The 22,939-nt window shown below is 63.4% G+C and carries 17 protein-coding genes; 5 read left to right on the top strand and 12 right to left on the bottom strand.

Annotation, left to right across the window (positions count from 1 at the left end):
* Positions 1-144 precede the first annotated feature (144 nt).
* The gene (locus FRC98_RS09825) at positions 145-1,482 is read right to left on the bottom strand and encodes an HD domain-containing protein (protein ID WP_146981184.1); all 1,338 of its coding nucleotides are present in this window, start codon (positions 1,480-1,482) and stop codon (positions 145-147) included.
* Positions 1,483-1,584: 102 nt separating this feature from the next.
* Positions 1,585-2,268 (bottom strand): hypothetical protein, encoded by a 684-nt coding sequence (locus FRC98_RS09830; protein WP_146981186.1) that lies wholly within the window; start codon positions 2,266-2,268, stop codon positions 1,585-1,587.
* 223 nt (positions 2,269-2,491) lie between these two features.
* Here FRC98_RS09830 and FRC98_RS09835 point away from each other — a divergent pair, with 223 nt between their 5' ends.
* Positions 2,492-3,664 carry an RCC1 domain-containing protein gene (locus tag FRC98_RS09835; RefSeq protein ID WP_146981188.1) on the top strand — a complete coding sequence of 391 codons (1,173 nt, stop codon included), beginning with the start codon at positions 2,492-2,494 and terminating at the stop codon, positions 3,662-3,664.
* 159 nt (positions 3,665-3,823) lie between these two features.
* Here the strand turns inward: FRC98_RS09835 and FRC98_RS09840 are convergent, their stop codons facing one another.
* The 3 genes from FRC98_RS09840 to istA all read right to left on the bottom strand — a co-directional run bounded on the left by FRC98_RS09840 (position 3,824) and on the right by istA (position 7,380).
* On the bottom strand, positions 3,824-4,594 hold the full coding sequence (locus FRC98_RS09840; RefSeq protein ID WP_146981190.1) for a glucose 1-dehydrogenase: 771 nt from the start codon (positions 4,592-4,594) through the stop codon (positions 3,824-3,826).
* Positions 4,595-5,269: 675 nt separating this feature from the next.
* Entirely contained in the window at positions 5,270-6,061 is a 792-nt protein-coding gene (gene istB / locus FRC98_RS09845) for an IS21-like element helper ATPase IstB (RefSeq protein ID WP_146981192.1), read from the bottom strand.
* Positions 6,058-7,380: an IS21 family transposase gene (gene istA / locus FRC98_RS09850; protein ID WP_146981194.1), complete on the bottom strand. Its 1,323-nt coding sequence runs from the start codon at positions 7,378-7,380 to the stop codon at positions 6,058-6,060. Before istA ends, istB begins: the two co-directional genes overlap by 4 nt.
* 484 nt (positions 7,381-7,864) lie before the next feature.
* Here istA and FRC98_RS09855 point away from each other — a divergent pair, with 484 nt between their 5' ends.
* The 3 genes from FRC98_RS09855 to FRC98_RS09865 all read left to right on the top strand — a co-directional run bounded on the left by FRC98_RS09855 (position 7,865) and on the right by FRC98_RS09865 (position 12,812).
* Positions 7,865-9,322, top strand: a complete 1,458-nt coding sequence (locus FRC98_RS09855) for an FAD binding domain-containing protein (RefSeq protein WP_230467472.1) — start codon at positions 7,865-7,867, stop codon at positions 9,320-9,322.
* An 85-nt stretch (positions 9,323-9,407) separates the two neighbouring features.
* On the top strand, positions 9,408-11,732 hold the full coding sequence (locus FRC98_RS09860; protein ID WP_146981198.1) for a molybdopterin cofactor-binding domain-containing protein: 2,325 nt from the start codon (positions 9,408-9,410) through the stop codon (positions 11,730-11,732).
* Positions 11,733-11,786: 54 nt separating this feature from the next.
* On the top strand, positions 11,787-12,812 hold the full coding sequence (locus FRC98_RS09865; protein WP_146981200.1) for an XdhC family protein: 1,026 nt from the start codon (positions 11,787-11,789) through the stop codon (positions 12,810-12,812).
* A gap of 63 nt (positions 12,813-12,875) precedes the next feature.
* On the opposite strand, the gene FRC98_RS09870 is transcribed toward FRC98_RS09865, so the two are convergent.
* The 3 genes from FRC98_RS09870 to FRC98_RS09880 form a co-directional block, all read right to left on the bottom strand.
* Positions 12,876-13,790, bottom strand: a complete 915-nt coding sequence (locus FRC98_RS09870; RefSeq protein WP_146981202.1) for a hypothetical protein — start codon at positions 13,788-13,790, stop codon at positions 12,876-12,878.
* Positions 13,791-14,010: 220 nt separating this feature from the next.
* Complete coding sequence (locus tag FRC98_RS09875; protein WP_146981204.1) at positions 14,011-15,498, bottom strand: hypothetical protein; 1,488 nt, start codon at positions 15,496-15,498, stop codon at positions 14,011-14,013.
* Positions 15,499-15,555: 57 nt separating this feature from the next.
* A complete protein-coding gene (locus tag FRC98_RS09880) occupies positions 15,556-16,512 on the bottom strand; it encodes a MerR family transcriptional regulator (protein ID WP_230467473.1) in 957 nt (318 codons plus the stop codon).
* A 347-nt stretch (positions 16,513-16,859) separates the two neighbouring features.
* Here FRC98_RS09880 and FRC98_RS09885 point away from each other — a divergent pair, with 347 nt between their 5' ends.
* Positions 16,860-17,843 carry a glutathione S-transferase family protein gene (locus FRC98_RS09885; RefSeq protein ID WP_146981208.1) on the top strand — a complete coding sequence of 328 codons (984 nt, stop codon included), beginning with the start codon at positions 16,860-16,862 and terminating at the stop codon, positions 17,841-17,843.
* A gap of 17 nt (positions 17,844-17,860) precedes the next feature.
* Here FRC98_RS09885 and FRC98_RS09890 read toward each other — a convergent pair whose 3' ends face one another.
* The 4 genes from FRC98_RS09890 to FRC98_RS09905 are packed head-to-tail and all read right to left on the bottom strand — an operon-like array spanning position 17,861 to position 22,711.
* Positions 17,861-18,901, bottom strand: a complete 1,041-nt coding sequence (locus FRC98_RS09890) for a hypothetical protein (protein WP_146981210.1) — start codon at positions 18,899-18,901, stop codon at positions 17,861-17,863.
* 35 nt (positions 18,902-18,936) lie between these two features.
* Positions 18,937-19,890, bottom strand: coding sequence for a TadE/TadG family type IV pilus assembly protein (locus tag FRC98_RS09895; protein ID WP_146981212.1), 954 nt, complete (start codon positions 19,888-19,890; stop codon positions 18,937-18,939).
* Positions 19,887-21,752, bottom strand: a complete 1,866-nt coding sequence (locus FRC98_RS09900; RefSeq protein ID WP_146981213.1) for a pilus assembly protein TadG-related protein — start codon at positions 21,750-21,752, stop codon at positions 19,887-19,889. The genes FRC98_RS09895 and FRC98_RS09900 overlap by 4 nt, the downstream gene beginning before the upstream one ends.
* Positions 21,749-22,711, bottom strand: a complete 963-nt coding sequence (locus FRC98_RS09905) for a hypothetical protein (RefSeq protein ID WP_146981215.1) — start codon at positions 22,709-22,711, stop codon at positions 21,749-21,751. Before FRC98_RS09905 ends, FRC98_RS09900 begins: the two co-directional genes overlap by 4 nt.
* Between the last annotated feature and the right edge of the window lie 228 nt (positions 22,712-22,939).

A 22,939-nucleotide genomic window follows, 5' to 3' on the forward strand; every position in this document is an offset into this window, starting at 1 on the left:
AACTCCCAAGGCGGGGACCCACAAGGGCTCCCCCTACGGTGGCGGGTGGTGGGGACCCACTTTGCAATTGCCCTGCGCCAGCCCCGGGGGCTCCTGGCGCTTGTCTTATCAACGAGTCATACCGAGCGACCTGAACAAAACATCTCACTCGACCTCATCGACCAGCCGCCGCGCCCCCACCTCCCGCTCCAGCAGCACTCGCCGCACCTTGTCCGGCACGCACAGCCGCACCGTGTTGTAGGTGTCCCGGCCCAGCAGGTGCACAAAGTCGCTGCCCTGCTCAATGGGCACCACGCGCCCGTCCCGCTCCACCACCGGGATATGCGCACTCAGCCGCGGGTGACTCGGATCGTAGGGGCGATAGGGCGTGTCGCGAGCGCGGTCCACAAGCACCGCATAGTCCACCTCCAGCCCCTGCTCCCGGGCCACCTCGGCGGCGCGGTCCAGGATGCGCGCCACCAGCACCGGGTCGCCCGGCGGAAGGTCCACCGTCTTATAAAGCTCCCGGTTCAACAGCCCCTCGCTCAGACTCGCCAGCACCTCATCCTCGCCACGCTGCCACACCTTGAGCATCATCCACACGTCGGTGTCATCGACCTGCAGATACTCCCGGGTACTCAACGCCTCGCCACCGAGCAACCTCAAGAGCGGATGCCGGTCATCGAGCCCTCCCCACCGCTCCCCGGCCGCGTAACGCTCGCCAGCGCGGCGCAGCACCGCCTCCAGCATCTTCTCGGCCGCGCGCACCGTTTTATGCAGATACACCTGCTTGAACATATGAAAACGCGCGATCAGATAATCCTCGACCGCCTCCCGCGCCCGGTAGCTCACCGCCAGCCTGCGCACCGCTTTCCCCTTCGCCCCCTTGCTCTCGTAGACCTTCAGCGTCGCCAGAATCCGCTCAAAATCATAGACGCCGATCTTCACCCCCGTGGCATGACCATCGCGCAGAATATAATCCTGGCGATCCGCATCAAGCTGCGAACTCACGATATCCCGAAACACCTGCCGCCCCGGATCAAAGCCCTCCCGCGGCTCAAAATACCTCGCCACATCCCGGGGTAGTTTCGGATCCACCGCCGCCAGAATCTTATAAACTTCCCCCTCTTCATCGAGAATCGCATCGCGGGTAAACGCCTCGTGATTGACGCCCGTGACCTTCTCAATCGCATGGCTAAATGGCCCATGCCCCACATCATGCAAAAGCGCCGCCGCAAAGACCTCCTGGCGCGTGCGCGTATCCACCTCGATCGGCAAGGCCGCGACCATGCGCCTCGCGATATGCGCCACCCCCATCGAATGCGCGAAGCGGCTATGCTCCGCCCCCTGGTACACCAGCGACGCCAGCCCCAGCTGCCTCACGCGCCGCAACCTCTGCACCGTGGAGGTGCGCATCAGATCAAAGAGCAAGCTCTCGGCCTCATCGCTCAAATCCAGGCTGATGATGTCGTGAATCGGGTCGCGAAATAACTTCGGTCGCATAGGTGCTCCGCATCGGGCCAACACACCCGGCGTCTACCGGCCGGGCCTCTCGGGTCATAGCACCAACAGCGCCTGTCCCACCAACATTCAGCGCGCCCACTCTCAGCGCGCCCCGGCCCACTCTTTGGTGCGCTCCCGACTCGTCTTATCCACGTCGAGCACAAACTTAATAAGCTCCAGCGCGTACTCCCCTGCCGCCACCGTCACCTCCAGCCCCGCCATCCACCCCGGTGCGTGCCCCTCCCAGCGGTCCACCCCGCCGATGCGCCGCACATCTTCGCTATAAGGCACCATCACGTAATCCCCGTGCACCCGAATCGCCACCGACCCGAAACGGTAAAACACAAGCCCCAGCCCCACCGTCCGCGTCGGAATCGGCGCAATTCCCACGCTCCCCGTCGCCCACAACTCCAGGCTCTCTCGCCGCGGCATCACCCCCGGATACCCCGAGGACTTCGTCTTAAAGTTGCGAAAACTCCACAGCGGCACATCCAACCGCAGCGCCCGCAGCTCCACCACCTCATCGATCGAGACCTGATTCTCCCCATCGCTGACCACAAACTCCCGCTGCTGCCCCTCAAAAGGCATCCCCAGCCGCGCGTAACGAAAATCCGCCACCACCCCCAGCTCAACGGCGTTGATGCTTCCCTCGGCCTGCCTGGGCTGCCCCGCCTCCTCAAAACTGCTGCTGATCCGCTGGTGGTACCCACCCACCATGCACCCACTCAACCCCAGGCTCAGCCCCAGAACCAGGGCCATCCTCACCACCTTCGCGCTCGTCTTCATCCTGCCTCGGCCTGCCCTGGGATTTTTCGATTTTTTGCTTAGAGAACCGGTGACCATGGTCGGGGATCTGGAGAAGAGCGCAAGAAAATGCCCCTCTCACCTGACGCTCATGTGCCGCCCACCTTGACACCTCCCGTCACACTCGCTCGAATGATGCAGCAACGATAGCACCCCCGCACCTCCTATGTTTCAGCACATAAAAAATAATAAATGAGCAAAACCGATGAGACATTGCACCATAATCGCCTTTCTGGCGTTAACCATCATCTCCACATCATGCAAACACGAAGCTGCGCTCCCTGAAGAATCTATAAATACACGGTCATCGCAGCCAAACGACGAAGAAAATGAAACCGCCAACTCGAATCACGACGCAATTTATCCAGATGATCCGGGATGCTGCTTCAGCGTCTATTACCTTCGCGCGCTAAGAGAGCACCGCAATCGAATCAACGCGAACAGACCGAGAACCACCTCATGCTCGATGTTCGACGACCAATTAACCTTTCGAAAAATTTACACATCCGGCGGTCAAAACGTTTGTGGCCTGGATGGGGAGGGAAATGCCAAATGTTTTGGCTTTTCAGCCGATGTATTTAACGAATTTGCGTCTAAGGCCTATACGAATCTGAGGGTAGGCTACGACTCCATCTGCACTATCGACCCGGAGGGCAAACTTAGCTGTACCGGCGATACAGACAGCTTCGTTTACCGATGGCTTGCGGATGATGGCTATGATCCATTAACTCCGCCCAATGGCCATTATCAAGCGATTGGAACAGGCATTTCAACGATTCGTTGCGCGATCAACTTTGATGGAGCGGTGGACTGTTGGGGAAAATCTCCTGATCTCGTTCCTGGAGATGAACCGGAAGTTCTATTTCAACACATAAGCGTTAGCAGCGATCAGGCCTGCGGCATATCCATCGATAACGAATTGCATTGCTGGGGATCAGAAATCACTGACGAACCTCTGCCGGAAGGATCGTTCAATACCGTAGATTGTTCGGGGCGTTCATGTTGCGCAATTCGTGACGACAGATCACTTATATGCTGGTCAGGAAGTCAACGTGACCATGACCCGGTTAACTTTGAGCCTGTTTACGATGTACCGACAGGTGGATTTTCTCAGGTCTGCACAGGAGTTTATTTTGCCTGCGGACTCGACAACAACGGTGAGGTGACATGCTGGGGCGATGAATTGTACCACCACGGCCAATCAGCCCTTGTCGTTCCACGACCCGCCACGGGCTTCTCAGACATTGCCTGCGGTCTTACCCATGTCTGTGGCTTGGATGGGGATGGCAGAATTATTTGCTGGGGAGAAGACTTTGAGGATGGTCAGGAGTGTCCGGAGAGCATGGAACTTGAGGATCTTGGCGTGAGGCAAGAATAATCGGTTGGCGCGAGGACCTTGAAACTACTGGCACAGTCACCCAAGCGGCGATGACGACCGGGGCCTCCTCCCAGTTTTCGAAACTTCAAATAGCCCACCGATAAACATCGTCAAACCTGCGATGCCGAGCCGATTCGCCACACATCACAACGAGCGCAACTAATCCTCATAAATCATTTTCCGCGTCATCCCCCCGTCGATCACAAAATCTTGACCGGTGATGAACTCCGCGCGCGGTCCCGTCAAAAACACCACCAGCTCCGCCACATCTTCAGGCTTACCCACTCGCCCCACCGGGTGCTGGGCATGGTCTTCGGGCCGCAGCTGCGGCCTTTCGCGCTCCGACCGCTTCTTCCACTCAGAAACCTCGATCCACCCCGGGCTAACGCTGTTCACGCGAATCTCCGGCCCGAGACTCATCGCCATCGCGTGCGTCAGCGCAACAAGACCACCCTTGGAAGCCGCATAAGCCTCCGAATTGGCCTCGGACTGATACGCCCGGGTCGACGCCATATTGACGATCGAACCCGACGTGCAACGCAGGTGAGGCACGGCATGCTTCGCACAGAGGAAAGCGCCTGTGAGGTTTGTATCCAACCAGCGATTCCAATCCTCCAGACTCAACGACTCGATAGGACCGCTGTGGGGCTGCGCGACGCCGGCGTTGTTCACCAAAACGTCCAGGCGCCCAAAACGCTCGATGGTCTGGTCCATCGCCCCCGCGACGCTCTTTTCATCGGAGACGTCCACCTCCCAGAACGCCATCGTCTCGGGAGAGCCCAGCTCTTCGAGCATCTCCTCCCCGGCCTCGCGGTCCCGGTCGACCACACAGACCCGGACGCCCTCGTCGACCAGGGCTTCACTGATGGCGCGACCAATGCCCTGAGCCCCGCCCGTGACCCAGGCGACACGCTGATGCTTTGTAGTCATGGAACACTCCTTTCTACCTATGAGGATTGGCTGAGTTCGACGGCCTGCTCTCTACGAAGCCTAAGCGCTTTCCCGGGTTGCCCCAACTGCTCGCCAGCGCGCTTCACAATGATGGGTTGTGGGCTTCGCCTCCCCGGTCCGCCGCAACCATTCGATGATCCCCCTTTCGCCATACCCTCCACCCCCCCCGTTGACGCTCCCGAGCCGCCGCCTCTGCGAGAGCGAAAGGGTTGCTCGATAGCTCCCCGCGCCTTCGGAGCGAGAGCGCAAGGGTTGCTCGATAGCTCCCCGCGCCTTCGGAGCGAGAGCGTAAGGGTTGTCGTAAGGGTCCAGCGCGTGACTGGAGTCGCGGCGAGAGGCTTCTCCCAAGGGTCGTGCGCGTGGGTCAGGAGCGGTTCGCAAGGTTGGCCGATAGGTAAGGCGTGGGGGTCGGGTCCCGGCCCGAGGCTTCTACCGAGGGTTGAGCGCGTGGGTCGGAAGAGATTTACAGGGTTCGGTGATGGGTAAGAGGTGGGGGTCGGGTCCCGGCCCGAGGCTTCTACCGAGGGTTGAGCGCGTGGGTCGGAAGAGATTTACAGGGTTGGCCGATGGGTAAGAGGTGGGGGTCGAGTGCCAGTGTCAAACGACACCAAAATCTGACCCGGTTGCGACACCAGGAATTGACCCACCCCCTGTTTAATGTGAGGGGGCAGAGACGTCAGTCTCGCCCCGTGGCTGAAACAGCCCGCTTCGTCGTTTCTCTTTGAGGCGGTAGCTCTCCCCTCGGATGGTGACGATGTGGCTGTGGTGTAAGAGGCGGTCCAGGATTGCGGTGGCGAGCACCGGGTCACCGAAGACATCGCCCCATTCGCTGACGGCACGGTTGCTGGTGATCATCATGCTGCCCCGCTCGTAGCGCTTGGCCACGAGTTGGAAGAAGAGATGGGAGACCTCCCGCTCAAAGGGCAGATATCCCAGCTCATCGATGATCAGGAGCTTGGGCTTGGTGAAGTGGCGCAGACGCTCCTCAAGCCGCCCCTCCTCCTGAGCCTGTTTCAGCGAAGCCAGAAGGTGGGCGGCCTGCACAAAGAGCGTGGAGTAGCCCTGGTGGACGGCCTCCCGGCCAAGCGCAATCACCAGATGGGTCTTGCCCACGCCGGGAGGGCCCAGAAAGAGGACGTTTTCGCCGTTGGCGACAAAACGGCAGACCGAGAGCTCGCGAATCCGCTGGGGGTCAAGCGAGGGCTGCGCGCCAAAGTCGAAGCCCTCGAGCGAGCGGGCCAGGGGAAACTTTGCGATCTTTAAGCCCATCGAGATCCGGCGCTCTTCTTTGGCGGCCGTCTCCTGCTCGCACAGAAAGTAAAGAAACTCCCGCAGGGTCATCTCTTTTGTCGCCCCTTCGTCAATGAGCGAGTCCAAACGATCGCGGACCGCGGTGAGTTTGAGTCGGGTGAGCATCTCGAGCAGACGCTGGTGTTTTATGCTCATCGCTCACCTCCCACCACGGCTTCGTAGTCACTCAAAGGGCGAAGCAGGGCATAACGCCGCTGCTCACGCTCCGGTGCGGGCTCGGCCGGGGTGTTGGCGAGGGCGCGATCGATGAGATCCTGACGCCCTCGGACCACGCCGTCGAGATGGCCGGGCTCGATGATGCGCGCATCTCGGCCCCGGCCCCGCCGATGCGTGGCGAGCGGCTCGTTGTTGAGGTAGAGCCGGACCTCCTCATCGGTGACGATCACCTCCACGGTGCGCCCCAGATGGCGCCAGGGCACGCTGTAATGGTTGGTGTCCACCTCCACCGTCGCATCTGACTTGACTCGCCTGCGAAGCTCGCGCCGGGCGGTGTAACGAGGGTGTTCGCCGGGGGGGCGCAGGGCCTGTTTCTCCTCGCGCTCAAAGCGGTCGATAGGACGCTCCTTGACGGTGTCGTGGATGCGCTTGTCAGCAACTTCCCGCATCCACCACTGAAGGTGGGCCTCCAGCGCAGACCAGGATTCAAAGGAGCGGCCGGCGATGGCGTTTCGTTTAACATACTGCACCATCCGCTCGTCTTTGCCTTTGGTTCGTGCCCGGTAAGGCGCGCAGGCCCTCGGGCGCACTCCCCAGTGACGGCAAAAATCCTCCAGTCCCCGGGTAAACTCCACACGCCCCTGAGCCACGTCGTGGATCTTGACCAGCGGCGAGGCGTTGTCGATCAGAAGCTCCTGGGGGACACCTCCGAAGTGGTGAAACGAGGACTCAATAGCCTCCAACCACTGAGAAAGGCGCTGACAGCCAAACGCCTGCACGAAGGTGCGACGGCTATAGCCCAGCGTCAGCACACAGAGCTGAACGCTCTTTGGCTCGCCACCGACCTCGACTTTGATCGTGCCAAAGTCGACCTGAAGCTGCTTTCCAGGCGGGGTCTCAAAGCGAACCGTGGCTTTTGCCTCCGCCACCAGCTCCTGGCGAAAGGGTGCCACCGCGCGCTGCACCGTGCGCAGGCTGACCGAGATGTCGTGCTTGCTCTCCAGCTCCTGGCGCACCACATCGGCGTTTCCCTTATGGAGCAAAAAGCGCTCCCTGAGCCACCCCTCCAATTCCTGGAGCGTGCGCTTACGCGCGGGCTTCTTGTAAGCCACATAGCCCCCCTCACGAAGGTACCTCTTCACCGTATTACGACTGATCTTGAGCTCGCGGGCAATACGTCGGCTGCCCCATCCGAGCATGTGGAGCCGCACCATCGCGGCGACATCGTCGGGCGTCATCATCTCGTTGCCTCCTTGGAACCGGGCAACGAAAGGGTACTTCTGGTGTAGGTCCTGCATCGATCATCCTCCTGACGAGAGGGGGGTCAGTTCTTGGTGTCGTCAGGGGGTCAGTTTTTCATGTCGTCTAACAGCCAGCCCGGGGGGAGAGAAAGGGCATCCGGAAGAGGCTGAATAGGGCCCATTGATATCTTCCAAGCAACATCAACGCTCCGCGAGCTACGAGCTACCTGGACGAGCACGAGCTACCCGTACGAGCACGAGCTACCAGTACGAGTACGAGCTACCCGTACAAGTACGAGCTACCCGTACGAGTACGAGCTACCCGTACAAGTACGAGCTACCAGGAGGTTGAACCCCCACACGCCCCGCCCCCTACAATCCACAGTTTTCAATTCACTCCAAATCCCCCCCACAAAACGCCTTAAAACCCCGCCCCTCCCCACCACCGCCCTTGACACCCAGCCCCCCAATCGCTCGAATGACGCGTGAACGCGCCCCGCGCCCCACTTCCCAACGATCTCCGCGAGCCATCGAGGCCTCCATGACCACCCACGTTGAATTCTGGCTTAACGACCGACGCGTCATCACCGACGTCCCCGACGGGATGCTGGTGTTGGACTACCTGCGCAAAGACCGCCTGCTGACGGGCACCAAAGAGGGGTGCAAGGAAGGCGACTGCGGGGCCTGCTCCATTCTGATTGGCGAGGTGGTCGAGGGGGTGATGCGCTACCAGCCGGTCACGAGCTGCCTGACACCGGTCGGTGAGATGCATGGGAAGCATGTGGTGTCGATCGAGGGGTTGAACCTTCCGGGCAAGCTGAATCCCGTGCAGCAGGCGATGGTCGATCGCGTGGGTTCGCAGTGCGGGTTCTGCACCCCGGGCTTCATCGTCTCGATGTGCTGGTACATGATGGCCGCGCGCGAGACGCCGACCCTGGAGGGTTTTCAGCGCGCGTTCAGCGGCAACCTCTGCCGGTGCACGGGTTATGCGGCGATCAACCGCGCGAGCCTCGACCTGGTCGAGAACTTCGGGCCGGGCGGCCAGTGGGAGTCGATCTGGCAGGCCGACGATCGCCTGGGCGCGCTGATGGAAGCGGGACTTCTGCCCGGCTATTTTGCCGAGATGCCAAAGCGTCTGGAGGCCATTGGCGATCTGGAGGAGGTGCCCCGCGACGACGCCGACGTCATCGACTTCTTCGTGGCCGGCGGCACGGACCTTTATGTGCAGAAGGGCGAGTTGCTGCCGCGGGCGCAGGTCAAGATTCTGAACCGGCATCCGGAGATGAAGGGGATTCGCAAAGAGGGTGACACGCTGCATATCGGCGCGCTCACCACTTTTGAGGAGTTCGGCGCGTCGGAAGATGTCGTGGCGTTCATTCCGCAGATTCAGGACTATCTGCACCTGATCGCCTCGTTGCCTCTGCGCAACCGGGCGACGATCGCCGGCAATATCATCAACGCGTCGCCCATTGGCGATATGACGGCGATCATGCTCGCGCTGGACACCACGCTCGTCTTCGCCCGCGGTGAGACGACGCGCGAGGTGGAGCTCAAGCGTTTTTATAAAGGTTATAAAACCTTCGATAAGCATCCGGCGGAGGTGATGACCGAGATGGTCCTGAAGGTCCCGGCCGCGGGCACGGGCGTCTATTTTGAAAAAGTCTCCAAGCGCCGCTGCCTGGACATCGCCACGGTCAACAGCGCCGCAAAACTGCGCATCTCCGACGAGGGTGTGGTGGAGGAGGCCAGCCTCACGCTGGGCGGCGTGGCCGCAACCCCGCTCTGGCTGGAGAAGACTGGCGAATTCTTGAACGGTGAAGTGCTCACCGACGCGCTCTGGCGCGAGGCGTTGCGCATCGCCCACACCGAGATGTCACCCATCTCCGATGTGCGCGGGAGCGCCGATTACAAACGCCTGCTCGCCACGCAGCTTCTGACGGCCCACGTGGTCAAGGCCGCGCCCGAGCGCGTGAGCCTCGACGCCATGCTGGCCATCTGACGCGGTTTTTTTGGCCTTTAAGCCCCCCACTTTTGATCCTCTCAGGATCGTTGAAGCATCAAAACGCGCTCCCGGAGCCGACACCATGACCGAAAAACACCTCGACGCTGAGCTTCATACCCGCGGGACCTCCCTCTACGTCGACGACGTGGCGCCGCCGGCTGGCATGCTACACGCCGCCATCTACGGCTCACCGGTTGCCCACGGTCGCGTCAAAGCGCTGCACCTGGATAAGGCCCGACGTGCACCGGGCGTGGTGGCGATTTACACTGGCGAGGACGTGCCCGGCGAAAACCAGATCGGTCCGGTGCTTCTGGATGAGCCGCTGCTCGCCACGGATCTGGTCGAGTACCACGGCCACCCCATGGCGATGGTCGTGGCCGAGACCTCGGAAGACGCGCGCCATGCGCTCACGCTGATCGAGGCGGAGATCGAGCCGCTCAAGGTCATCACCTGCCCGCGCGTGGCGCATGAGGCCGGCCATATCCTGGGCACCCCGCGCACCTTTGCGATGGGAGATACCGCTGCGGCCTTTGCCGACTGCGACATCGTGGTGGAAGGCCGCAGCGACGTGGGCGGCCAGGAGCACCTCTACCTTGAGACGCAGCGCGCCCGCGCCGTGCCCACCGAGGGCGACCGCATCCGCGTGTATTCGTCGACGCAGAGCCCCTACGCCGTGCAGAAAGCCTGCGCGAAGGTCCTGGGGCTTCCCACCCACCGCGTGGAAGTCGACGTGATTCGCCTGGGCGGCGGCTTTGGCGGCAAAGAAGACCAGGCCACCGCCTGGGCGTGTCTTGCCGCGCTGGCCTGCCAGATCACCGGTCGCCCCACCCAGCTTGTGCTGCACCGCCTCGACGATCTGCGCATGACCGGCAAGCGCCATCCCTACAGCGCCGACTACAAGATCGGGCTGAGCAAAGAGGGCAAGATTCTGGCCTTTGAGGTCAAACATTTCCAGAACGCCGGCGCCAAAACCGACCTCTCCCTGGCGGTGCTCGAGCGCACGCTCTTTCACTCCACCAACAGCTACTTCATCCCCAACGTGCGAGCCTACGCCGCAAGTTGCCGCACGAACCTGCCGCCGAACACGGCGTTCCGTGGGTTCGGTGGGCCGCAGGGCATGTTTGTGATCGAGAGCGCGATCGCCCACGCCGCCGAGGTGATGGGCGTCGACCGCTCGGAGCTCCAGAAGAAGAACCTCATTCAAGAAGGTCAGAGCTTCCCCTACGGCCAGCAGGCCGAGCGCGCCCGCGCGCAGCGCACCTGGGACGAGGCTGAAGAGGGTTTTGACGTTGCCGCCTGGCAGAAGGACATCGACGCCTACAACGCCAAACACTCCGCCACCAAAAAGGGACTCGCTGCGATGCCCATCTGCTTTGGCATTTCGTTCACGGCGACCTTCCTCAACCAGGCCTCCGCGCTGATGCACGTCTACACCGACGGCAGCGTCAGCCTCTCCACCGGCGGGGTGGAGATGGGCCAGGGTTTGAGCTCCAAACTTGTGCGCATCGCCGCACAGGCACTGCGAATCAGCCCGCATCGCATCAAGGTGGAGACGACCAACACCACCCGCATCGCCAACATGTCGCCCAGCGCCGCCAGCGCCACCACCGACCTCAACGGCAGCGCCACCATCCTGGCGGCCGAGGAGCTTCGCAGGCGATTCCGCGAGCTGCTGGCCCGCGAGCTTGGTGTGCAAGATCCCGAGAACTTCACGTTTGAGGACGAAAAGGTCTTCTACTGCGACGAGCCCACCGAGTGGACCTGGGAGAAACTCGTCGCCCACGCCTACCTCTCGCGCGTCTCGCTCTCGGCGCACGCCTTCTTCGCCACGCCGAATGTCTGGTTCGATAAGCAAAAAGAGACCGGCCGCCCCTTTGCCTACCACGTCTTCGGCACGGCCTGGACCGAAGTCACCATCGACACGCTGCGCGGCACCTACCACATCGACCGGGTGCGCCTGGTGCACGACCTTGGCCGCACGCTCAACGAGAACGTCGACCTGGGGCAGATCGAAGGCGGCCTGGCCCAGGGCATCGGCTGGATGACCCTCGAAGAACTGGCCTTTGCCGAAGACGGCCGCCTGACCTCCCACGCCCTCTCCACCTACAAGGCTCCCGACGGCGACGCGCTGCCCGACGAGATCGACGTGCGACTTCTCGAAGACGCCGACAACCCGGTGGGTCCCTTCGGCTCGAAGGCCGTCGGTGAGCCGCCGTTGATGTACGGCATCGGCACCTTCTTTGCGCTGCGCGCCGCCCTGCGCGCCGCCGCCCCCGAGGCCGATCTGGCCTTCAACGCCCCGATGACCCCGGAAAAAGTCATGATGCAGCTGCACCACAGCCGCCTGCGCAAGCTCTGGGAGACGCCCCCCACCTCCACCGCCGCTCCCGCGGCAGCCGGGGAGTGAGACTTCGCGACGAGACCCAGACGCCCCTAACCCTCTGAGCGACAAGGACTTTCCGTGCTCAACCCCACTCTGTGGCGATACGTGCTCGCGCGTCTGGAGGCCGGCCAGCCCGTGCATCTGACGCATGTGGGATGGCATAGCCGGCACTCCCCGGGGACGACCGGGGCGAGTCTGGCGGTGGCCGCCGACGGAGCGACGGAGGGCACCATCGGGGGCGGCATCATGGAGGCGGAGCTGATCCAGCGGGCTGTGGCGCTGCTGCAAGGCTGGACGCCGCAGGAGGGGGCGGGGCTGGAGGTGCGGGAGCTGGAGCATCGTCGCAAAGCGACGCGTGGGGAGCGCTCCGGGCTTTTTTGCGCCGGCCAGCAGACCAATCTCTCGTACATTGTGGCGCCGGAGCAGGCCTCGGTGGTGCGCCGGATTCTGGAACTTCTGCAGGCGGATAAGCCCGGGTGGATTGAGGTCGGCTCGCAGGGACTTCGCCTCGATGAGACGACACCGCCCGAGCTTCCGCCGATTCGTTTTGAGCGCCCCACTTCCGACGATGTCTTGCTGCGCGCGCAACTTCTGAATTGGAAACGCATCGCCATCATCGGCGGCGGCCACTGCGGGCTGGCGCTCTCCCGGGTGATGGCGCAGCTCGGCTACGCGGTCACCATCTTCGATACGCGCCACGACGTCTTCACCCTGCAGCAAAACCGCTGGGCAACCCACACCGTGGTCGTCGACGACTACGTCGAGGCCGGCCGGCGCATCCGCCAGCCGGAGTGGACGCACGTGGTGGTCATGAGCGCCGACGTCGACTCCGACATCCGCGGGCTTATCGGCGTTTTGCGCCTCGAAGAAGGGGCCGGCCCCTTCCCCTACGTCGGCGTGATGGGCGCGCCGGCCAAACTCGCCAGGATCCGCAGCGCGCTCAAGGAGGCCGGCGTCGACGAAGACGCCATCGGGAGGCTCTACGCCCCCATCGGCCTGCCGATGACCAGCAACACCCCCGAAGAGATCGCCATCAGCGTAGCCGCCGAGATCTTGCAGGAGCGCGAGCGCCTCTTTCCCTTCACCGCCGCGCCCTCCCCTTAAAATTTAAACGCATGAATCTAAGCTGAGCGCCGGCGCCCTCTTGAGCGCCGGCGCGCACGCGATTCAGCGCGTGAAAAGCGAGCCCGTCTGCGAGGCGATCGCCGCGCAATCCACGCTGCTTTCCACCGAGACCATCTCGAAAAAGCTCGCGTCCGGGTCGGAGTTCGGCTCGGACTGCGGCTGAAGGGTCACCAGGATCTCGTTAGAAGCCCCCAGGACCGATTGTTCATCGCTCCAGGTCACACGGCCCTCGATCCGACCATCGTCGGTCTGGGAGCCCACCAGCGCGTTTGAGGAGCGCTGCACCAGGTAGATATCGCCGCTGATGAAACCTTCCACCGAGACGGTGATCCCGGGGTTGCCGTCGCCGTCCTGGTCGTAGACGCGCGGGTCTTCGGCATCTTCGGGGAGCGGGTCGTTGCGCAGATCATCAAAATTCTGCGCGCCGCGAACCTCGTAAATCGTGGGCAGCACCAGGTTTCCATCCACAAAAGTACCGCCGCGCTCGGTGATGGGCAGCGAGTTGACCAGCGCATCGGGGATGGTCGGCGCCACGCCGGCGGCTTCGCCCTCAATGGTCACGTCGCAGGTCTCGGTGGTCACGGTGAGGTTCTGGCCGTCGCTTGAGATATCCATGCGCAGAATGGAGACGGTGTCGCTCTGCGACTCCCCAACCACCGGCACCTCGGCAACCCCGGAGGTGACCATTTTGGCCGCCCACACCCCGTTGATGTCCACCTCCACCGGCTCGTCGTTGACGTCGGGCTCCAAAGCCACGTCGGGCGCATCGTCCACGTCCGGCGCGGCAGCGTCGGGCTCGTCGCCGGCATCGGCGTCACCCGCGTCGCCAGCGTCGCTCTCCAGGCCGGCGTCTGCGTCGACGTTGTCGTCGCCGCGCGGCGACTCATCTTCGCCACAGGCCATCATCGAGGCGCTCAGCGCCACCACCAGCATCCAACAGCTCAGCTTCGTGTTCATCGTTACAGCTCCTTTTACGGCGTTTCGCGGCAGTATCCGCACGGGCAATTCCGCGTCGTTCTCACTTTGGTTTAGCGTCGGGATCGGGGATTTCTCGATCGTTTTATGATGTCCACACTCGAGAGACCAGCCTCATTGCCTCGATCGATGATCCGGCGAAGGCCGGCCTGCGACGCGCCCGAGCGCCCGATTCGCCGGGCGTTGCAACGGGCACCACACATTAAAAAAACGCCCGGACAAAAACACTGGCGCCGCCGAGCCAGCCCGCGGCCTCAAAACCCGGATATCCCGGATTATTCGTCTGCAAGCCCCGCGATCCTTCAATCGGCTCGCCCGACCCGGAGTCGACCGCATCGGGGAACTCATCGATCACCGGATCTTCGCTCAAGGGGTCTTTGGTGGTCTGTCTGGCAAAAAGCCAGTGGGCCTGAAGCTGGGCGCCGAGCTCCAGGGTGGGGGCGTCGCCCTGGCCCTCAACGCGCCAGGCGTAGCCGCCGCCGACGACCAGGCGATCGTTGTCGACGTAGTTGGAGCGGCCGTCCTGGTCCGGGACGGGGCTCGGCGCCCACTTCAGGTCCAGGCCGAGCTCGGAGCGACCGTGGGTCAGGCCGGCTGCCAGGGTGGGACTCAATGTGTCGCGCCAGGGGAGCGCGGGGCGCTCTCCGTGGCGGTCCAGATAATGGGACCAGCGGGCGTACTGGAGCTGGGTGGCCAGCCGGAGCTCGGTGTGGGCGTTCAGCGTGTGGGTGAGCGAAGCGCCGGCGGTGGCCCGCCAGGGCTCGTAGTCATAGACGAAGCGAAAACGCTGCACCACCGCATCTTCGCCCTCGGGATACGCCGCCGGGAAGTTCCAGAAACGCAGCCGGCTCTCCCCCTCCACCATGCTGAAGCTCTCGCCATGCACGCTGAGCGTCGCGGCGATCGCGCCGCCTATCTGCGCCCGCAGCCCGCCGTAGGGCGCAAGCCGGGCTTTAACGCGCACCTCCGAGTTGATCCGGCTCTCGGATTGGTCGAGGGCGTCGGGCAAAAAGATCGCGTTCTGACTCACCGCGTCCTGCACCATCGTCGCGCCGATGCCCAGGCTCAGCCAGTCGAGCGGGCGGCTGGCCAGCGCCAGCGCAAAGTGGCTCCCCACCAGACGGTCCTTGAAACGCTCAAAATAGAGAGAGTTCGAAAAATACTGCTCGCGCTCATCGCTATAGAAAGGCACCTGCGCGGCAAATCCCTCGGTGGCCAACGTGGCGTAAAACCCCACCGTGAGCCGATCGTTTGCAAGAATGGGCGCGGTGGCCCCCAGCGTCAGGTAGAGGTGTTCGGCGTTGGGGTCGGCGCTGCCGCGCGCCTCGGGGATGTCGTTAGTGGCGAAGGGTCGAGTGCTTAAGGGGCGGCGCTGGCCATTCTCATCGAGCTCGCGTGCCTGGTAGACCTCCTCGCCCACATCGGCACCGGCCGGGCGCGCATTCAGGTCGATGCGCAGCCTTGCCGCCAGCCCGAAGATGCCCAGCTCACCCCGGCGCGGCTGCCCCGCCAGCAGGGCCGGATTAAAGTAGGCAGCCGAGGCCGAGGTCGAAAAGGTCGAGGCGCTATGCGGGTGAAGCGACGACGTCTCCCCAACAAGCTCCCAGAGCGGTGAGGCCACCGCCGGCGTTGCCCCCATCATGGTCAGAAGAAGAACGAAAGACGCCGCATAACCCCTGCGTCTCGACACGCGCACCCACTTCAACATCAACTCCGTGCGCGTCGCGCAAGATCCCGAACATCATCCTCAGCGGCGCTGCCACGTCTGGAAGAACTCGTAATAATCTTCAAAGCCACCCAGCTTCTGCACCCCGCTGACATCATCAGGCGCGCCGCTGCCGCCAACGACAATGTCGAGTTTGGGGTCGGTGAGCTCGCGCAGCGTCTCCAAAAACGCCCGAGAAGCGGCCGGGTTGGCGTACTGCGACATGCTCAGCGCGATGCCGTGCGCGCCGGACTGCTGCGCGGCCGCCGCGATATCTTCCACCGGGGAGTTCGCGCCGATGAAGACGACGCGCTGGTTGGCCACCGCCGCGATCAGCGCCGCCATATGCAGCCCCAGGCAATGCTGCTCACCGCTGAGCGTGGCCAGAATCACCTTATTGCCCCGCGCCATATCGCTGAGCGGGCGCCAGGCCGCCGCCAGAAAGTCCCGCACACATTCGCTGGCAAAATGCTCATGGAGCACGCTCAACCGCCCCGACGCCCAGCCTTCTCCCAGCGCGACCAGAAAAGGTCCAACCCGCTCCTCGACGAAGCCGAGCGCGTTCATGCGGCTCCAGTCCAGGCGCATCTGCCCTTCAAGGCGCTCGCGGTCGAGCTGGCCCACCGCGTCGAGCCAGCGCTCCAGCCAGCCCTCGCTCTCCGCCGAACGCAGAGACTCGCCACCGTTTCGAGAGGCCTTATCGCCGGCCTGTTCCTCGGCCGACTCGCTCTCGTCGGTGCCGCTGTGCTCAAGCAGCTCTTCGAGCTCCTCGCGGCTGCGCCCCTGAAGCTGCGAGGGGCGATAACCTACGGCCAGCACCGCGGTGATCAGGCGAAGATGCTCGATCGTCTCCAGATCGTAGATGCGGTGGCCGGCCTCGTTTCGACGCGAACGCGGGAACCCGTAGCGACGCTCCCAGGTGCGGATGGTCTCCACGGGCACGCCGGTCGCCATGGAGAGCGCGCCGATATTTAATGTGGCTTCTTCCTCTGTGCTCATGGGACGATCAACTCGCATAAGTCTTGATGAACATCTTATGAACCCCTGTCATACCGAAATTGAGCACGTAATCGCAAATGTGAATAGCTTTTGAACACTCTCTTGAAGTGTTCCTCCGACGATACACGCTCGGAGTGTGGTAGCGCACCCTGCTCTCCGGCGCTACGTAAGCTCATCACGCATCCAGCGATGGCCAGCCCCCTGGCAGGATTTCTCGCCGGCGCCTTGTCGCCCCGATGTCGGGTGTTTAAGTCCCTGCCAGTAGCATGACGTAGGCGCGCCGCCCGCAGAGCGGGACTTAAGGCGCGTCAGACTTTTTCCACAGAGTTTTTCACAAGGAGCCCCCGATGGGCATCATGGTTGACGGCGTCTGGCGTAGTGACACCTGGGTTCGCGATAATGAGGGGCATTTTCAGCGCGATCCCACCACCTTCCACCACCAGGTGGTCGACGAGCCCGGCGCGCGATTTACCCCGGAGGCCGGACGCTACCACCTCTACGTCTCGTACGCATGCCCCTGGGCCCACCGCACGCTGATCGCCCGCGCGCTGCTGGGGCTCGAAGAGGTCATCGACGTCTCGGTGGTGCACCCGCATATGCTCGAAGGGGGGTGGAGCTTTGAGACCGACTTTGCGGCCACCACCGGCGACCGCCTCCACGGCAAAGATTTTTTGCGTGAGATCTACCTGCTGGCCGACCCCGACTACTCAGGCCGGGTGACCGTGCCGGTGCTCTGGGACACGAAGGAAAACACGATCGTCAACAACGAGTCCCGCGAGATCATCCGGATGTTCTCGACGGTCTTCGCTCCCCTGGGCACGGCCAACCTCGATCTTGCGCCCGAAGCACTTCGCGGGGTGATCGATGAGCGCATCGACGCGATCTACGAGCCGGTCAACAACGGCGTCTACCTCTGCGGCTTCGCCACCACCCAGGAGGCGTACGAAGAGGCCCTCGGCGAGCTCTTTGATGCGCTGGGTCATTGGGAGAAGTATCTGGGTGAGCACCGTTATCTGGTCGGCGACACCTTCAGCGAGGCCGACCTCTGCATGTTCACCACCCTCCTGCGCTTTGACCCGGTCTACTACGGGCACTTTAAGTGCAACCTCAACCACGTCTATGAGCTGCCCAACCTCTGGAACTACCTGCTGGAGCTCTACCAGATGCCGGGCGTGGCCCAGACCTGCCACATCGACCATATTCAGCAGCACTATTATTACAGCCACGACATGATCAACCCCACCCGGGTCGTGCCTAAAGGCCCGGCGCTCAACCACCTGGCCGCCCACGATCGCGATCGACTGGTCGGGGAGCTTGCAAAGCGGGGCTGATCGTAAAAACACGCGCTTCAGCGCGCGCTCTGCATGCTGACGTAGGTTTGCCCGTCGTAGCTGTCGCGGTAGACGATCAAGGTCAGCGTGTAGCCCTCGCGGCTGTAGGAGCGCACCTGAGAGACCTCGTAGGGCGCGCTGCGCTCGCGCTGCATCGCGGCCAGCCCGCGCATTACCGGCTCGAGCTCCCAGCCGTAGCGGGCCATCTCGCGCTCGTAGAAGCCCAGGGTGGCGTTGATGGAGTTCGGGCTGCGGTAGAGGATGGCGTGAATGCCCGCCTCCTCCTCGGTGCCGCTGATGCGCGAGACGCGCGTGCACCCGGTGCATACGGGCACCTTGTACTCAAAGGGATGCACGCTGCCGGGGGCATGATTGCGGAATTTTGAGAGATCGAGGGCCTGATCGCTCCACACCGCGGTGATCGTCGTATTCAGCGACCCTTCCTCCCGAAAGGCGTCGACGTAGCGCAGCGCGCGCACAGTGTCTTCGGGGGTCTTTGCGCCCCCCTGCATCTCGACGATGGCCTCCTTCCAGTCGGCCGCTCCTTTTTTTGTCTCGGCGCCGACCATCGCCATGTAATTGCGCGTATTCTCCACCGGTATCAGCCCCCCGCTGAAGAGCTCATCGGCGCCGGCCATCGCCTGCATGAAGGTCTCCCCGTCGTGGGTATCCTCCACGGCCACCGGCTCGCGCACGGTGTGATGCTCGATCTTGTTGACGCCTTCGCGCACAAACGCGCGCTGAAAACGCTCCAGCACCTCCCGCGGGCTCTCAGACGTGGTGGCGTGGGAGAAGTAAACGCGGTTGCCGTTGTAGTCGTACTCACGCGGCGCCGACATGCCTTCCTTCTGCAACGCACGCATGAAGTTCTCGTGTTTGTTGCTCTGACTCAAAAACACATCCCAGATGTCGGCCTGGGCCGGCTGCACCTCGGCGCGCGGACCGTCGAGCACCACCACCAGCAGCGCGATCAGCGCGATGGTCGCCCCCGCCCCGCCGACCTTCAAAAGGTCCACCCACCAGGACGACTTCCCCTTCGTCGTATCCGACACTCCCATACTCCCCTCCTCACTGCCGCGTGTGCTCTCTGCGCTCATTGGCCAGCCTCGTAGCGCGTGGCCGTCGACTGCGTCTCCGCCTCATCAAACTGGACATTCATCATGTTGTAGACCCAGCGGTAGTTGTTGGTCGTCTGGGCAGCCACGTAATAAAGCCCCCACTGACCGCGGGGATCATTGAGGTCGAAGACCTCTTCGCCGCTGCCACCGCCCCCCTCACCGCTGCGCGTGGGGTGCGGCGAAAGCATCGCCGAATAACGTGCGTAGAAGGTCGGGGCGAGGCGGCCGCCGTAGAGCGAGACCTGATGGGAGGCCACGCCGTCCTGATCGCCGTAACGAATCGCGGCGAAGGCGCCGGGCACCCCGCCGGTGGCCTGCAGCACCGAGGTGAGCAGCCACTGCAACATGTTGCCGCCCGGGTTTGTCAGGTTCCCGTCGATGAGGTTGTCGTTGGTGGCGATCTGCGCGAGCACCGGCCGGCGCCCCTCACTGGTGCCGCCGAGGATATGGCCGGTCATCTCATGGGGCGGCTTCATATGCTGCTTCAGCCGCCGGGCGGCGTCATGCGAGTGCGCGTCATAATCGATCTGCCCGAGCGTCAGCACCGGGGCCAGCTCGGCATGAAACCACGCCTCCCCCCAGTGCCCCGAGGCCATCGCGGCGATGTCGCCGCCCAGGGCCGCAAAACCCTGCACCGAGTCCAGGTTGGTGGTCTCCGGGAGCTGGGTGCGCGGGCTCATGCGCAGCGCGTTGTTGGCCCCCTCGTTGTAGACCTGCGCCCACATATCGTGGGCGGCCACATGTTTGGTGGCCACGCTCTGCTGGCCCACCAACCCCAGGTTCATCAGCCCGCCGAAGACGAGGATGAAGAAGGGCAAACACATCACCACCTCGGTCAGCGCCGCGCCCTGCTCATCTCGCTGAAGCGCGCCAAGCCTTTGCAAAACAAATAGATTTCTAAGCCGGCGAAGTCGTTGAATTGAGGTCATTTGACCACCCCCTCCATGCGTTCGGGCTCCATCGCGTCAAAGGCCGCGCGGGTGGAGAGCGCCTCAAAGAGCAGCGCCTCCAGGCTCCCTGGCGAGAGCGAGTATCCGTGGGTGATGAGGTTGCTCCCGGTGGCGTCGGCGCCGTGGGCGACGAGCAAGGTGGCGAGCACCTCCCCCTGAATGTCGCGCAGCCCGCGCCAGATCGAGAAGCCCTGATGCGACTGCGCGTAAGCCTCCCACTCGCCATCGAGGGCCACCGGACGCACGCGCGCCGCCCATTTCGACTCCCACAAGGATGGAGCCTCATCGCCCTGCCAGGCGATCTCCCCGCGGCTGATAGCCCAGGTGCCCTCGCTGGCAAAGTTGAGCAGCCCGGGGTTGGAGTCCTCACCCATAAATTGATAGCGGTCGCGGTGGGTGCCGTTTCGCGCCGCGTTGGGCCGGTAGGCGTACATCAACGTCGAGGAGTTCATCAGCCAGTTGTCCGTCTGAAGCTCCCAGGCCGGCCCATCCACATGAAAGCCTCCCGCGCTCTGGTAGCGATCGCGGGTGCCGTCTTTGCACCGCTCGACAAAGGAGTCGGGCATCACCGTAAGACGCTTGAGGATCGAGGGAATGTCGCTGGTGTCGATCAGAAGACCGAGCAGCCCCGCCAGATAGGTCGCCCCGTAGGCGCCGGCCTTGATGGTGGCGCCGCCCTGGGTGCAGTCGACGTTATCGAGCTGCTCGAGCACGCTGGTCGGGATGCAGCCCTCACCGAGCTCGATGGTGTGGCCGTCAACGGTGTAGGAGCCCGGGATCGTCTCGCAGTCGTCGGTCTCATTGCCGTTCTCATCGACCTCACACTCTTCGCGGGGCGGCTCGAAGGTGGAGTTGGGATCGTTGGCCGCTTCTTCTTCGAGCGACTCGCAGGCCGACTCCTGACCGCTGCCGCTGCCGCCGCCCTGTCCGCCTCCACTTCCGCCGACGCCGCTGCCTCCGTCGCCTGCGCCATCGACGCCGCCGGCCGGATCTTCGTTGCCGTTGGAACCGAGCGCGTTCTTGATCAGAAAGTCGACAAACATAAAGCGCCGGTCGGCCTGCTCGATGATGTTGCCCGGCTCAAAGCCTCCCCCGAAGATCGGCGGGGCCTCATTGGCCTTCTCGCAGAGCCCGTCCCAGCTGTGTCCGGCCGGCACCCGCACCGGGAGCTGCTGGCGGAAGGTGATGTCGGCGTCGTTTTTGGGCGCCGGATAACCCACGGTCAGCGGCGCGTTGTTGGTAAAGCCGCGCCAGACCCCCTGGGTCCAGCTCCAGTAAGGGGTCACGTCGGCCATGTACTGCTGGTAGTTGTTGAACGCGCGCTGCTCGGGCCCAAAGAAATTCTGAACGATGGTGTCCAGGCGCAGATAATCGCCCGCCTCCTTCGCTGTCGCACAGCTCGCGCCGACGGCGATCTCGGCCATCTTTGTACAGAGCTGGGCGACGGCCTGAGCCCCGGGTATCGCCGCGATCAGGTAGCAGGCGATCGTCAAGACCCAGGCCACCCCGGTGATCCAGGTCATCCAGCTGTAGACGGTCTCATAGGCCGCAACCATGCCGATGTTGACGCGTTTGCCGACGTTGGCAAAGGCCAGCATGTTCATGGTGCGCGCGTTGATCGCCGCCTGGCTGTAGGCCGAGGCGTCGGCCGAGGCCTGCACGTGGACCTTCTCGTTGGCCACCTCGGTGGCGTCGTAGACCACCAGCCCCATCATCAAAAGAATCATCAAGCCGGCCAGACACAGAAGCGCCAGCGCCCCGCGCTGCTCCTGATGCAGACGCTGCAGCCTCGCTGAGAGCCCCGCCGACTTCACCTCTTCGCTCTTCTCCATCTCATTCATGGACGCCCCACTCGATAAGGCTGCGCGGGCATGGTCGCCCGGTAGCTCAACGTCATGTATTTGGCGCTGCGGGTGCCCACGGTGTGGGTCTCCCCAAAAATTCCGCCCACCAGCGGCATGGCCTGGTGCAATAGAAATGAATAGCTGACACCGACCTCCCCGCCGGTGTTGATGACCTCCTCGATCTCGGTGGCCAGATACGCATGCGTAAACTTCTGGGTGGCGCGCGTGGCGTAGTTGGTCGAGCTGTCCAGCGCGCGATCATAGGAGGTGTTGTTGGCGTCGGCCGAAGGCTCCAGCGGGAGCGCTCCGATGATGGCGTCTTCGATCGAGAAGTAGCGCTCGCGCATGATCTCGCGGGCATCCAGCGCCCGCTCCGAGAGACCTCCATCGCCGCCGACGCCGAAGTATCCGGTGGTCTGATAATTTCCAGGCGCTACCGGGGTGAAGGTCAGCGCGACCGCGATGCGCGCGCGATCTTTGATCTCCGCCTCGCTGATCCCGGGCTCCGGCGCCCACACCCAGGCGGTGCGCGCGGCCTGAAAATACGCCACCTGATTGAGCACGCCGGCGATGTTGTTGATCGCCAGCTGGGCCAGCCCGAAGATCAGGAGCAGCACAATCGGGATCACGATCAGGGTCTCGGTGATCACCGTGCCCCGCGCTGCCCGCAGCGCCCGCTGCGAGGTGCGCGCCACCGGCCGCGCCCCGCTCGATGTGAAGAGCGCCCACACGATCATCAGGAGCGCCCACACACAGGCCGACAGGCCCAGCTGAATCGCCCCTCCCAGCGCGACCGCGCGCGGAACCCCCTCGTGCTGCCAGCTGGCCGCCACCAGGCGCAGCGTCAGCGGCGCGTCGGCCACCACACACGAGACCAGCCCGCACACAAGGAGCACCCCGATCAGGTGGAAGCCCCCCCGGGTCCAACGGGCGCTCCACTGCGCAACGCTGCGCATTCGAGTCTCACCTCTCGTCACACCAACCTCCCATTCGCACACGTCTTCGGCGAACACATCATCGCCACCGAAGATCCCGACTCATTCATCGATGGCACCTCATGTGTGCAAAGCCTGTTCCAGACCATCACGGACGCGCCAACTCGCCAACTTAGCCCGACCGGGCTGTGACAGACTGGCACACCGCGGCCAGTCTCTGCCTCACGCCCCTTCTCGGAGGACGTGTCT

It is taken from the genome of Lujinxingia vulgaris, from assembly GCF_007997015.1.
GTDB lineage: Bacteria > Myxococcota_A > Bradymonadia > Bradymonadales > Bradymonadaceae > Lujinxingia > Lujinxingia vulgaris.